At 47.8% G+C, this 13197-nt stretch carries 12 protein-coding genes; 9 read left to right on the forward strand and 3 right to left on the reverse strand.

Going from position 1 to position 13197, the window contains the following annotated elements; all coding sequences use genetic code 11:
- The first annotated feature begins 104 nt into the window (after nt 1-104).
- The 3 genes from ovoA (at nt 105) to ACM615_RS11575 (ending at nt 4689) form a co-directional block, all read left to right on the forward strand.
- Complete coding sequence (ovoA, locus tag ACM615_RS11565; RefSeq protein WP_431011924.1) at nt 105-2246, forward strand: 5-histidylcysteine sulfoxide synthase; 2142 nt, start codon at nt 105-107, stop codon at nt 2244-2246.
- A 732-nt stretch (nt 2247-2978) separates the two neighbouring features.
- Complete coding sequence (locus tag ACM615_RS11570; protein ID WP_431011925.1) at nt 2979-3734, forward strand: alpha/beta fold hydrolase; 756 nt, start codon at nt 2979-2981, stop codon at nt 3732-3734.
- Nucleotides 3735-3867: 133 nt separating this feature from the next.
- Nucleotides 3868-4689, forward strand: a complete 822-nt coding sequence (locus ACM615_RS11575; RefSeq protein WP_431011926.1) for an alpha/beta fold hydrolase — start codon at nt 3868-3870, stop codon at nt 4687-4689.
- Nucleotides 4690-4985: 296 nt separating this feature from the next.
- On the opposite strand, the gene ACM615_RS11580 is transcribed toward ACM615_RS11575, so the two are convergent.
- Nucleotides 4986-5153: a YhfL family protein gene (locus ACM615_RS11580; protein ID WP_112289511.1), complete on the reverse strand. Its 168-nt coding sequence runs from the start codon at nt 5151-5153 to the stop codon at nt 4986-4988.
- Nucleotides 5154-5659: 506 nt separating this feature from the next.
- Between ACM615_RS11580 and ACM615_RS11585 the strand changes: the two genes are divergently transcribed.
- From ACM615_RS11585 to ACM615_RS11600, 4 genes are all read left to right on the forward strand, one after another.
- A complete protein-coding gene (locus ACM615_RS11585; RefSeq protein ID WP_431011927.1) occupies nt 5660-7168 on the forward strand; it encodes a tannase/feruloyl esterase family alpha/beta hydrolase in 1509 nt (502 codons plus the stop codon).
- 171 nt (nt 7169-7339) lie between these two features.
- The gene (locus ACM615_RS11590) at nt 7340-7957 is read left to right on the forward strand and encodes a TetR family transcriptional regulator (protein WP_132964128.1); all 618 of its coding nucleotides are present in this window, start codon (nt 7340-7342) and stop codon (nt 7955-7957) included.
- Complete coding sequence (locus ACM615_RS11595; RefSeq protein WP_113878269.1) at nt 7950-8285, forward strand: SMR family transporter; 336 nt, start codon at nt 7950-7952, stop codon at nt 8283-8285. The genes ACM615_RS11590 and ACM615_RS11595 overlap by 8 nt, the downstream gene beginning before the upstream one ends.
- A 35-nt stretch (nt 8286-8320) precedes the next feature.
- On the forward strand, nt 8321-9187 hold the full coding sequence (locus ACM615_RS11600; protein ID WP_120163806.1) for a helix-turn-helix domain-containing protein: 867 nt from the start codon (nt 8321-8323) through the stop codon (nt 9185-9187).
- A gap of 80 nt (nt 9188-9267) precedes the next feature.
- On the opposite strand, the gene ACM615_RS11605 is transcribed toward ACM615_RS11600, so the two are convergent.
- On the reverse strand, nt 9268-10047 hold the full coding sequence (locus ACM615_RS11605) for a (S)-acetoin forming diacetyl reductase (RefSeq protein ID WP_129640057.1): 780 nt from the start codon (nt 10045-10047) through the stop codon (nt 9268-9270).
- Between the two features lie 196 nt (nt 10048-10243).
- Nucleotides 10244-11722, reverse strand: coding sequence for a glucosyltransferase domain-containing protein (locus ACM615_RS11610; protein WP_431011928.1), 1479 nt, complete (start codon nt 11720-11722; stop codon nt 10244-10246).
- Nucleotides 11723-11881: 159 nt separating this feature from the next.
- On the opposite strand from ACM615_RS11610, the gene ACM615_RS11615 reads away from it, so the two are divergent.
- Complete coding sequence (locus tag ACM615_RS11615) at nt 11882-12295, forward strand: hypothetical protein (protein ID WP_113878273.1); 414 nt, start codon at nt 11882-11884, stop codon at nt 12293-12295.
- A 159-nt stretch (nt 12296-12454) separates the two neighbouring features.
- Complete coding sequence (locus tag ACM615_RS11620; RefSeq protein ID WP_113878274.1) at nt 12455-12643, forward strand: hypothetical protein; 189 nt, start codon at nt 12455-12457, stop codon at nt 12641-12643.
- Nucleotides 12644-13197: the final 554 nt, after the last annotated feature.

The raw sequence follows: 13197 nt of genomic DNA on the forward strand, positions 1-13197 counted from the left end.
TAACGACTAACAGACCGGCCCGCACGCGCCGGAGATAAGCCGCTGATATCAGCTGCTACACTTGAGTATTGATTTGGCGTTGCCAGAGGACAGAGGAATTAATGATGCTTTCACAACCAGAGAACGCAAACAGCTTGCCGGAACCGACGCAGACTATTTTACTAAGCACAGGAACGGCGGAACAAAAACGTCAGGAAATACGTGATTACTATATTCAGACCTGGGAACTGTATGAAAGCCTGTTTGATTGTCTGGCGGACGAACGTGCTTACTTCAACAAAGCGATTTCCCTGCGCCATCCGCTGATTTTCTATTTTGGTCATACCGCCACTTTTTATATCAACAAGCTCATGGCGGCAGGTTTAATTCCTAAGCGTATTGATTCCCACATCGAGGCGATGCTGGCGATTGGCGTGGACGAAATGAGCTGGGACGATCTCGATGATCAGAACTATAACTGGCCATCTGTCGCCAATTTACGGACATATCGCAACAAAGTTCGCGAAGAAGTGCTCGCCATTATCGATACGATGCCACTGAGTTTACCGATCGACTGGAACAGCCCGGCGTGGGTGATCCTGATGGGTATCGAGCATGAACGCATCCATCTTGAAACGTCCAGCGTACTGATCCGCCAGTTACCAGTGGAATGGGTTAAACCTCAGGCACACTGGCCTGCGTGTGAACTGGCAAGACATGACCGGAAAACGGTGCCTGAAAACGAAACAGTAGCCGTGAAAGGTGACGTTGTCACACTAGGTAAGCAGGACGACACGTACGGCTGGGACAACGAATACGGCACGTCAGAGCATAAAATCCAGGCATTTAGCGCCAGCAAAATGCTGGTGAGCAACGCCGAATTCTATACTTTCGTCGAGGCGGGCGGCTACCAGAACCCTGAGTGGTGGGATGAAGAAGGTGCAGGATGGCGTGAGTTTGCGAAGGCAGAAATGCCGACATTTTGGGTCGGTTCGCCGCGTGAATCTGAGCAACTGAAATTACGTCTGATGACTGAAGAAGTGCCGATGCCGTGGGACTGGCCTGCAGAAGTCAATCAGCTGGAAGCGGCGGCATTTTGTCGCTGGAAAGCAAAACAAACCGGCGAATCTGTTCAGTTGCCGACCGAAGCAGAATGGATGATTTTACGTAATCAGGTGCCTGGCGATCAGCCAGACTGGCAGACTGCGCCGGGTAATATCAATCTGGCCTGTTGGGCTTCTTCGTGTCCGGTAGATCATTTCGCACAGGGCGATTTTTACGATATTGTCGGGAACGTCTGGCAATGGGCATCAACCCCCATCAGCGGGTTTGATGGTTTCCGTGTGCATCCGTTATATGACGATTTTTCGACGCCGACTTTTGATGGTAAACACTCGATGATCAAAGGCGGAAGCTGGATTTCGACCGGTAACGAGGCATTGAAATCTTCCCGTTACGCGTTCCGCCGTCACTTCTTCCAGCATGCAGGTTTCCGATATGTGGTGTCCAGTCATCAGGAACTGATCACGGTGAATCCGTATGAAACCGATGGTTTAGTGGCTCAGTATCTGGATTTCCAGTACGGTCCGCGCCACTTTAACGTACCAAATTACGCCGAACAACTTGTTGATATAGCTGTAAAAAATGTCAGTCAGAAAGGCAGAGCGCTGGATATCGGCTGTGCGACCGGCCGCGCCAGTTTCGAGCTTGCACGTCATTTTGATGCCGTCGTGGGCATGGATTATTCCGCGCGGTTCATCGATGTCGCTCTGGCTTTGGCGAGAGGCGAAGCTTGTCGTTATGTGATCCCGGAAGAGGGTGATCTGGTCGATTATTGCCAGGCGACGCTGACAGAGGTAGGGATCAATGCGCAGCAGACAGAACGTGTCAGTTTTGTGCAGGGTGATGCGTGCAATCTTAAACCGCAGGCTGAATTGTATGATTTGGTTCTGGCGGCAAACCTGATTGACCGTCTGCGTGAACCGGCGCGGTTCCTGAAAGACATCACACCAATGATTCGCTCAGGCGGATTGCTGATGCTGTCATCGCCGTATACCTGGCTTGAAGAATTCACCCCAAAAGAGAACTGGGTAGGGGGTTTCCGTGAGAACGGTGAAGCAGTGACTACCCATCAGGCATTGCGCCGCCTTCTGGCCAGTGATTTTGAGGAAATTCAGCAGCCACAAGATGTGCCATTCGTTATCCGGGAAACTGCAAGAAAATTCCAACATACCGTCGCGCAGTTGACGATATGGCGTAAACGATAAGACTCTTTTGAGAACTCAGGCGGTCGCTATGCGACCGCTTTTTCATGTCTTCGGAGATCATATTGGCAAGAGCTGGTGTTCATTCCCTGATCGACTGATAGTTAAAATGAAGCTGAATTAGTCACTGTTGTTGATGTTTCAAATATATAGAATGTTGTAACTAAAAGGTAGGATTAAACCATTTCCCCTTCAACCAACTGCGGGCTCGCGTCACACTAGCTTTGAAAGCAGCCGCTCTGGTTCAGCGCCGCCGTCAGACTGTCGAAGGTTGGCGATCCGCTGGACCACAAAGTAGAATCGGGCCAATAGCTGTGTGAAAAAGAGGGGGTATCGTCGCGAACTTTCGCGATTTGGTGTTCGTGAATTCACAAATACTCAGGCAGTTTGGGCAAGGAAAGCCGACTAAGTGCATCATCGATACGTGAACAAACGCAGTTGAACAAGCATTAAAATTAGTGGGTTATATCGTCGTGACAGGTAACCGGAATGAGAAGGTGCCTGCGAAGGTAAGATGAAAAAGTTTTATTAATTACATGTAGACGACTGGTCTAATAGCTGTTAGCTTACACACATGGCACGGCGACTACGCGACAGAGCACAACAGCCGTTCCGGTATAAAGAAACAGCACGCAGAATTGGCCAGAACAGCAGGTACGGGTAAATTTTTTATTTAAGAGCCAATTAGACGACCGGTCTAATTTAACAATCAATTTTAAATACAGGAAATTAATCATGTTTAAAAAATCATTGACTACTCTGGCTTTAAGCCTGGTTCTGTCAGTTTATGCTCAGTCTTCAATGGCGGCGCCGGTTAAAAACATCGTTTTGGTACACGGTGCTTTTGTGGATGGTTCAGGTTGGGATCCAGTGGCCCGCATCCTGAATAAAGCAGGCTATAAAGTGTCGATTGTTCAGGAGCCTCAAACCTCGCTGGCTGATGATGTCGCGGCGACTCGACGCGTTCTGGCGTTACAAAGTGGTAAATCATTGCTGGTTGGCCATAGCTACGCCGGAATGATCATCAGTGACGCGGGAAATGATCCCTCTGTTGCCGGCCTGGTTTACATCGCAGCGTTTCAGCCGGAGCAAGGTGAGTCATTGCTGAGTTTGGCGAAAAAATATCCGCCAGCCGCTCAGTCTATTACTGAAACGCCAGATCACTTCCTTTATATCAAACCGGAAAATTTCCACGCGGACTTTGCTGCTGACTTGCCAGTCAAAGAAACAAATCTGTTGGCGCAATCTCAACTCATGCCTGCAGTAGCAGCATTTAGTGCCCAGGCAGGCGTTCCGGCATGGAAAACGAAGCCAAGCTGGGCCGTAGTGGCGACGCAGGATCGTGCTATTAATCCAGAACTGGAGCGCTTTATGGCAAAACGCGCGCACAGCACCGTTACTGAATTGAAAGGCAACCATGCCATTTACGCATCGCAACCGGAGAAAATTGCGACCCTGATCGAGAAAGCGGCACAAAGTTTATCTCAGTAAACATCAGTGAAATGCTTTCCTGGCCAGCCATTATTGAATGATTGCCAGGTGTAAAAGCAAACATACGAAAAAAACACCTCTACATCAAATGCGCCTCCCATGAGGCGTCGCCAACAGAAAAGAGAATAAAGTGATGAAAACTATTCAGGTGAAAGACGGTTCTAAGATTGCATATAAAGACTTTGGCAAGGGACAAACCATTATTTTCTCCCACGGCTGGCCATTATCAAGTGATGCATGGGACGCGCAAATGTTGTTCTTCGGTCAGCAGGGGTTCCGTGTAATAGCTCACGATCGCCGCAGCCATGGCAACTCAAGTCAGACATGGGAAGGCAATGATATGGATACCTACGCTGAAGATTTATCATCACTCATCGAACAGTTAGATCTCAACGATGTTGTTCTGGTTGGACACTCTACTGGCGGTGGTGAAGTCGCACGCTATATCGGTACGTATGGCTCGGCACGCGTCAGCAAAGCAGTACTTATCGGCGCAGTACCTCCGGTTATGCTGCAAAGCGAGAACAATCCTGGCGGTCTGCCTATGGAAGTGTTTGATGGCATCCGTGCTGCGGTCGAAAAAGACCGTTCACAGTTCTACAAGGATTTGACCACGCCGTTTTTCAACTACAATCGTTCGTCAGAGACGCCTTCTGATGGTGTGAGAGAAAGCTTCTGGCTTCAGGGAATGAAGGGGGGGATTAAAGGTCAATATGACTGTATTAAACAGTTCTCTGAGGTTGATTTCACTGATGACCTTAAGAAAATCGATGTGCCAACCCTGATCATGCATGGTGATGACGATCAGATCGTTCCGCTGGCCGACTCTGCCATTCTGTCCGCGCAACTCGTCAAAGATTCGCAGCTCAAGGTCTATGCAGGATTTGGCCACGGGATGACAATCACCCAAGCAGGGACGATTAATGAAGACCTGCTGCGATTCATTGAAGAGTAATACGATGTGGAGAAATCTGCAAATAAGCTCTAGTAAAATGGAATGTTTATAACTTGCCTGCAGACGACTGGTCTACGTTTAGATTGTTAATCTAAAATTCAGGTAGTTTATTATGAAATTGTCATGAATTAAGAAGTTTGGTACATAACTGTTGACGAAGATTAGCGGCAACGCTCTATAAGGCAGAGGGTACCAGCGGTGTCTGCTGAACGTTTTAAGAAATTATTAAGAAACAAGCGTGTTATTATATAAATGCCGGACATCATCGCCCGGCATATTTTACACTGAAAATAACATTATTTATCAGTCGGACCACAACCACCGATCATTTTAGAAATTGAAATAGCAGGGTGAAGTAAGTACATGTAATCGCAGTTCTTTTCTTTATTATAAACGCTACCAGTACAACCCGAAAGCGTAGAGACCACAGCAGCGAGGACAAACAACTTGACTAAAGACTTCATGTAAAATTCCTTTTCAAAAAAGTTGATTAATATTAATCGCACTCGCAACCAGGCGAGCGGCAGCAATATACCTTTAATTACCAATGAGAGACAAATTAAAAATTAGTTTTATTTCATTCATCATGCCAATATTAAATACACACGCAGCCGTATCATTCATTAAAATGATAACTCACAGTGGATATATTATTTTAATTACAGAGCACCTGGCATATACACATAAAAAACAGTTCTAATCATAAATAATGAGGCTATTACACCTGAGTTCATTTGTTTGCGTGATGAGATGTGTGTGCCATATCCATCATGTCGTGAGTGACTATTTCCTCCTCGGAGGGCTGTTTTCGCAGATCATTTAATGACAAACTGCCACTTTTACGCAATAGGATGATAGCTGTCTGATGAATGCGCGTTTTTATACTTTTTGTTTTGCGTTGTTCTTCGCTAATTTGTTCTCAGCAAATGTAGCCGAAGCGTCCCCGGCAGGTATAACCCAGTCGCAATGCGTGGCCCTAAAAAACTCCCGCATCGATGCTGCCAAAATAGGTTTGCCAACCCGCGGCGCGCTGGTGACCAATGTTGCGATGGCCGGTCATCCCGGTAATCAGCACTGCAAACTCGAAGGACTGATTAAACCCATTGATGCGACAGCACCTGATATTAATTTTCAGCTTTACCTGCCCCTCATATGGAATGGTAAAGCCCTGCAACTCGGCGGCAGCGGATTCGACGGTGCCGTTAAGGATGCCGATACTGCCCGGCTGGCGCCAGCCGCTACACCCGGCGCGCTGAAACAAGGTTACGCGACTTTTGGCAGCGATTCCGGGCATCAGGGCGGCGTCTCCGATGCGTCTTTTGCTCTCAACCAGGAAGCCTGGGATAATTTTGCCGGTGCTCAGATTAAGAAAACCCACGATGTCGCGGTCGCACTCATCACACAAGCTTACGGTAAAAAACCCTCGCGCCTGTATTTTCAGGGCAATTCTCAGGGTGGACACGAAGCACTTGCTGCAATTCAGCGCTTCCCGCTCGACTATGACGGCGCGATCGCCATTCATCCGGTTTACAACGTCGTCGAATTGCACATGGCGGGTATCCGTATCGGGCAGGCAATTTACAACACGCCGGGTGCGTGGATTTCACCAGCAAAAGCCGCGCTGATTGCCAACGCCGTGACCGGTGCCTGCGATAAACTGGACGGTCTGGCCGACGGCGTGGTCGCCAATCCTGATGCCTGTAGTGCGACATTTAAAATTGCGCATCTGCGTTGTCCGCAGGGCAAAGATACCGGGTCAAATTGTCTTTCAGACACGCAAATAGCGCTGGTCGACCTGCTGAATAAGCCCGTACAACTTGGCATAAAACTGCCTACCGGCGATCATTTTGCGCCCTGGCCGATATTACGCGGTGCTGACGCTTCCGCGCTGGTCAGCGTATTTGGCTCCGGCGCAGACAAGCCGAAACCCGAAGCCACAAATATCATTATTTCTTTTCCTTATATGATGGGCGATCAGGCCGTCCGTTATGAAGTCATGCGTAATGCGGATTACGACTCTCTGAAATTCGACCCGGCCGCACATCAGCCGCGCCTCAAAGAGCTTGCTGCGCAGGTCGATAACGACGATGTGAACCTCCGCGCCTTTGTGCAGCACGGCGGTAAGTTGCTGCTGATGCACGGTACCGCAGACATGGCAGTACCACCGGGGAATACCGTGGCGTATTACGAAAAACTGAAAGCGGAATTCGGCGAGAAAGAGCTCCGTCAGTTTGCACGCTTCTACCTGGCACCCGGCTTTACCCACAGCAGCGGAACTTTTCGTGCGAGCTGGGATTCACTCGGCACGCTGGATAAGTGGGTCGATCATGGGATCCCACCCGGACAACAAGTTATGATTGATGTCAACAAACCGACGGCAGGACGTGAAATGCCCTTATGTGATTACCCGTTGTATCCGAAATATAACGGGCAGGGTGATATCAGGTCAGCGTCGAGTTTTGTGTGTACTGATCAGTAAGTGGCCTGAAACGTCAGGCTGCTGTCATTTTCGGCGAGTACAATTTTCACAGAGATTGCAAGTCATTTACCTATATAAAATCACAGGTGAATGAACGTTCTCAAAAAATCTTGAACATCCGTCCAAGTCTTGGCATTATCCTCATCTGCCTACTCTGCTTCGGATTTTTCAGTGGTCTACCTGTGTAAAGAAGCCCGTCGCAATACTATTCTGGAAGCTGCTGCGCGAATTGCCCGCCGTGAAGGACTGGCCGCGACCACCGTTCGTCGTGTCGCGCAAGAAGCCGGTGCGGCAACCGGTCAGGTTCATCATCATTTTTCCAGCGCCGCTCAGTTGCGGGCTCAGGCCTATACGCAGGTGATGAAAATCCTCAAAGCCCAGCTGGAAGAAAAGTCTCTGACTCTGACAGCCCGCGAACGGCTGAACCTGTTGCTGGTTGATCCGCAAGACGCAGAATCTCTGATGGCGATCCCTCTCTGGCATGAAGCCATGTTGCTGACCGAACAGGAACCGCTGATGAAGGCTGCATTCGCACTTTCAGTGTCTGACTGGCATCAGCTGGTGTCTGATGCCATCAGCTTTGGCAGACAGAAAGGGGAGTTTGTGCAGGGCGAATCGCCGGAGCATATTTCCTGGCGCCTGATTGGCCTGAGCAGCAGCATGGATGCCATGTCGCGACTGGAAACTCTCGGACTGAGCCCGACCTGCGCGCAATACAACCTCGGCCGCGCCATTGAAAATGAGCTGTATGCTCATAACTCTTGCAGTAAGGAAACGACAGATGTTTAAAACATATTTGCTTCTCGGACTGGCTATTGTGGCGGAAGTCATCGCGACCAGCAGTCTGAAAAGCTCGGAAGGATTCACCCGTTTATGGCCAAGCGTCGTTACATTGCTGGGCTATACGATTGCCATCTTCTTATTATCTCTGACTCTGAAAACCCTGCCGACCGGTATTGCTTATGCCATCTGGTCCGGCGTCGGTATTGTTCTGGTCTCTGCGATTGGTTGGTTTGGTTACGGACAAAAGCTGGATACGCCGGCGATTATTGGCCTGGGGCTGATCATCGCGGGCGTCATCGTAGTGAACGTGTTTTCAAAATCTGTTGCGCACTAAGCCGCGCAACTTTATAGCAGCACAGGGAGTTCATTTTGCAGAGCGAACAAAAACCTGATTTTCACGATGACCTGATCAAAGAGTTACTCTACTGGATCGAAGTCAACTTAAGTGACCGTCTGACCATGGAAAAAGCCTCGAAAAAAACCGGCTATTCTCCGTGGTATCTTCAGCGTTTGTTTAAAAGTAAAACGGGTTACGCACTGGGCAAATACATCCGTGACCGCCGTCTGACCATGGCGGCGATCGCGTTACGTCTTACCAATATGCCGATCCTCGATATTTCGTTGTATTACTCTTATGACTCGCAGCAAACATTCACCCGTTCATTCAAAAAGAACTTTGCAGAAACACCGGGGATGTACCGCCGCAATGCGTCATGGACAATGAACGGGATCACCGCACCGCTGACCGTCGATGAGTTTCCTCAACCGAAATATGAAATTGTCGATTTGCCGGAAATGGCGTTCGAAGGGGAAACCGTCGTCCATTCGTATCCGATAGAAGCTTTGTTCAACAGTAAAAACCACGTTCATCGTGCCGAATTACTGCGCTATCTGGAAACGCCGGAATCCCTGCTGGCACCGGTTTGGGGACTTTCAGATTGCCGCCCTGATACTCACGACGAAGTCGCCAATGCCCTGCAGATGGAATACACCGTAGCGCATCAGGTAAAACTCAGTGACAGCCACACCATCCTGGTTCCGGCCAGCCGTTATCTGAAGATCAATTATCCTTACGATCTCAGCCGGTTGAATGATTTTATCCTGTATCTGTATTCGGTATTTTTACCGACACTGGGTCTGGAGTTCATCATGCAGCCCGACCTTGAAAAGTATTCCCGCGAATCAGCACTGAACGGTGTGACCTGCGAATATTACATTCCGCTGGCCCAGCTCTGAGCGGGTTTGCAAGGGACAGGGAAGAGTTATACTTATAAAAAAGCCTCCCGAAACGAGAGGCTGGGCAGGCGGGAAGGGGATCAGTTAAAGACCATACCGCCGTCAATCAGCAGTGACTGACCGGTCATATAATCTGAATCGGGGCCTGCAAGATAAGAAACACAGGCAGCCACATCTTCAGGTTCTGATAGACGTTTGAGCGTGATGTTTTTTGCAAACTCCTGCGTACCATAACCCGCCGGTTTTCCTGCAGCAGCAGAAACCTGACGGTCAATTTCTTCCCACATCGGTGTTTTGACGATCCCCGGACAGTACGCATTCACGGTAATCCCCAGATATGCCAGATCGCGCGCAGCAGTTTGCGTCAGGCCACGTACCGCAAATTTACTCGAGCTGTAAATCGCCAGTTCAGGATTGCCTACATGTCCGGCCTGCGAACAAGCATTGATGATTTTACCGCCATGCCCGGCAGCTTTGAATGCTTTCACCGCCGCCTGAATCCCCCAAATCACACCTTTCACATTGATATTATAAACTTTGTCTACAATTTCAGGCGTGATGTCTTCGATGAGGGTTGTCGGCGCAATACCGGCGTTATTGACGATAACGTCAAATCCACCAAGTTGTTTCGTAGCAGCCTCTACCGCAGCAAAAACTTGTTCGCGGTCTGACACATCGGCAAGCAGGGCAACCGAGTTGCCACCAGCATGGTTGATTTCCTCAGCGACTTTTTTCGCCGTGTCTGCGTTATAATCCACGACAGCGACGGCAAAACCATCCTTCGCCAGACGCAGCGCAATTGCCCGGCCAATCCCCTGACCACCACCTGTTACTAAAGCCACTTTTCCATTTTTAGACATACCACTATCCTCTATGTATTCGGTATCTTTTCAGGTGCTGCGCGCAAGGCACGGTCTGACCGACCCGATCGCCTTACGTGAGCTACTTACTGGTTTACGCCTGAGTGCCGGGATGTGCAATTGTTAGCCACGGTCATTAACTTATAGAATTCAAATAATTGAAAGTTGCAAATCCACACTCAGATAAAAATAACTTTTATTGCTGGCAATTTGTCCGGTTAAAATCGACAACAATGACATTATCAAGTTTCCACATTATGTAGTCCTGATTCCTGGAAAAAATTACCGAATGACAAATGTAACGATTTACGTCCGTATTTATACCCGTTTCAGGAGAAGCCCAGTGCTGATTCAGGCCATTCATCATCATATTCCCCACAGGCCAATACCAGTTACTAAAGTAATCAGGTATTAACACGGAGAGCACGGGGTAATTAACCATCGCATTATTGTAAACAGGGGAATGCGCAGACTGACCACTGTAAATGAAATAGACCGAGTTATAGTCCAGATCACGAGTATCTGTTTTTATCTGGCGTACAAGATCATCATTAAACTTAGCTTGCTCACGAAGCGAATTCCCGTAGGTGTAAACCAGAATTAACGACTGAAGCACAGGAATAATCAGTAACCAGTTCATAGATTTTAAACGCTGAGGAAGAGCATAGGTAAAAAGCAACGCGGTCAGTAACATGTAACCACTCAAACCAGCAAGCGAACGTGGTGTAAGCAACGAATTTTTTAATAACAACAGACTTCCCGGAATGAGCAGTACTGCTACACACGGAGCAATTATAGCCCCAAAACAAACTAAAAGTGAGAGTGGACCTTTATGAAGACGCAGATAGCGCAATGAAATTACCAATGCAGAGATCATTGCAATCAAACAAATAATCATCAGGAAATGCACGCCTCCCTGATGTTTTGCCAAAGTAGAGTTAACGAAATTAAGATAGCTGTTCAGATTATTAATAATGGTGACAGAAATATTATTTGTTGCGATCGTAGGGTGATTAGCAACGTCCTGTCCTGAAAATGTAGCCGGTAAAATAACTTTCAGATATAGCAGCGTTCCTACAAAAAACTCAGCTATACGTCTGGCAAGTGATTTCAGAATTAATGTTGGTTCGCACCTTTCATGTAAATTGCGGATGAAATCGGCAATAATCATAAACACTGCAATATTAATCATGGTCTGATAGAGGCAGTAGATTGCAACGATGATTCCGGTCCCCAGTATAAAACGCAACCAGCGATGACCAGAATCTGTCCGGCAGCAATAAATCAAACTTAAACTAAGTGCAGAGCCAAGGGTCAGAACATCAAAGCGGTATGAGAAAATTTCGAGCAAATACGGATTACAGAAAACCGTCATTGATACGAGTGACACAGTACTCAGAGAACGACCAGCCAGGAAATGGTGAGAGAATTGCGTTAGGCTGGCAGCAAGAATGAGTACGGTAGCGATTAAAGGCAGAGGGAAGATATCCGATATATGGGAACTCAGAAAAAGTGCCTTTATCACTATATCCGCCAGAGGCCTGCCATCTGGCCCCCAGTTCGTATAGCCGAGCGCAGCTCGCCCGTTATCATCTATGTAATAAATGTTAGCCAACAGCAAAGGCAGAACAAAAAGAGAAATGCTTAAAAGCAACGAGCGGAAAGGAGGCTTCATCAACTTGACCGTTTTTTCAATGTAATGCGGGATAGTAGGCGAAGTTTACCTTCTCTTATGAGTGAGTAACAGATTGGTTTTAAGAAGGTTCAGGTTGAACTCATGACGGATAGCAATCTTGTTTTCCCGTCATACAGTACACACCTTGAGGATAAACAAATGACCGACAACGATGTTATTGCTTTTCACGAGCGTCTGACCGCGCTTGTACGCTCTTTACAAATTGCGCCGCAGGTTGCGGAGAATCAGGTGCTTGACCGGATGGCGTTAAGCTTCCGAAAACTGCTTAACTTTTTAGCAGAAGATGATGCAAGCACCCAGCAGGCCTTTTTATTGCCTCCTCAGGCACAGGAAACGCAACGATTACTGTGTGACCTGATGGCTGAAAATCTTTCAACAAGTCAGGAGAATAAGTTGTTTCGTGAGGATATTTCCGCCGTGCTGATGGCACAATGCTTTACCGGCATTCTGGTGCAACTGGCACAAACCCCAGGGGATCCGCAAACGCGTCATCAGAACAGTCTGGCGTGTGCGAAGTTGTTCTGCGAGGGTGTCTGGCTCGGGAAGTTATAGTCCAAAACTTCATAAAGAAAGCATAAATCGTTGGTTCTGTTTGCAGGCAGAAAAAGGTTAACTGAGGTCATTCCAGCAGAAGATACTGTCTGCTACGAGTCTGTAAAGCTTGTTGCATAAAAGCTTTAAACAGAAAGCCGTGAATAACCGGAGGCCTTTATGTCAACGACCGCACAAACTGCTGAACACCGCTCCTTATGGCAGCGCATTACTCAACGTAAGCCGCGCCACCAGACTGAAGAAATGGCGCAGGACACGTCGCGTCTGCTGGAAAGTTTTCTGGCAACCGGTTGTCTGTATGGTATTGATGTGGGGAACAGTGATCCGTCCTGGTTTCGCCGCCCCTGACCGCTATATACGTTTAATGCGCTTCAGCTACTGGAACGAGCTGTGCGATTAACCTGAGTTTCTCCTGATAGTGCTTGTTGTACCCTTAATAACCGGTGTTGCCCTTGTGCCTGGCACAGTGTCAGCCTCCGTTATGAAGGTTGTTGTGGAAAGTCTCTCTGACCTCGTCGTAGAAATTTTAGTTCTCTCTCAATTGTTGAGCCCATAACTTTCGCCGGTTATGGGTTTTTTTATGCAAAAAAAAACCCCGCAGTCAGGCGGGGTAAATTGTAAAGCCGCTAAGGGGGACACGGCGCGATCTATTAAGTTAAAACCAAGGAAGGGTAAATCGAATTCCAGTGATGATGCCGGAACTCGTAAATTAAATTATCACACTACATTGCCTTACTATAAATATAAATTTTGCATATATTTTAGCACATACATTCACGGAATATATCAAAACAGCCTAATGAAATAATTAGCAATAAATAATAAAACCAAAAGAGATAATTTATCTACTGAGCAACGGAACTCTGTAGGTAGTATTAACACGAGCTTAGACTCATTGATAA

This window comes from Rahnella sp. PAMC25617, assembly GCF_050606005.1.
Taxonomy (GTDB): Bacteria; Pseudomonadota; Gammaproteobacteria; order Enterobacterales; family Enterobacteriaceae; genus Rahnella; species Rahnella variigena.

Coding starts and splice junctions, on each gene's coding strand:
- ACM615_RS11595 (WP_113878269.1), top strand. CDS start 7,950: ATGTTTAAAACATATTTGCTTCTCGGACTGGCTATTGTGGCGGAAGTC.
- ACM615_RS11620 (WP_113878274.1), top strand. CDS start 12,455: ATGTCAACGACCGCACAAACTGCTGAACACCGCTCCTTATGGCAGCGC.
- ACM615_RS11610 (WP_431011928.1), bottom strand. CDS start 11,722: ATGAAGCCTCCTTTCCGCTCGTTGCTTTTAAGCATTTCTCTTTTTGTT.
- ACM615_RS11615 (WP_113878273.1), top strand. CDS start 11,882: ATGACCGACAACGATGTTATTGCTTTTCACGAGCGTCTGACCGCGCTT.
- ACM615_RS11605 (WP_129640057.1), bottom strand. CDS start 10,047: ATGTCTAAAAATGGAAAAGTGGCTTTAGTAACAGGTGGTGGTCAGGGG.
- ACM615_RS11575 (WP_431011926.1), top strand. CDS start 3,868: ATGAAAACTATTCAGGTGAAAGACGGTTCTAAGATTGCATATAAAGAC.
- ovoA (WP_431011924.1), top strand. CDS start 105: ATGCTTTCACAACCAGAGAACGCAAACAGCTTGCCGGAACCGACGCAG.
- ACM615_RS11580 (WP_112289511.1), bottom strand. CDS start 5,153: ATGAAGTCTTTAGTCAAGTTGTTTGTCCTCGCTGCTGTGGTCTCTACG.
- ACM615_RS11570 (WP_431011925.1), top strand. CDS start 2,979: ATGTTTAAAAAATCATTGACTACTCTGGCTTTAAGCCTGGTTCTGTCA.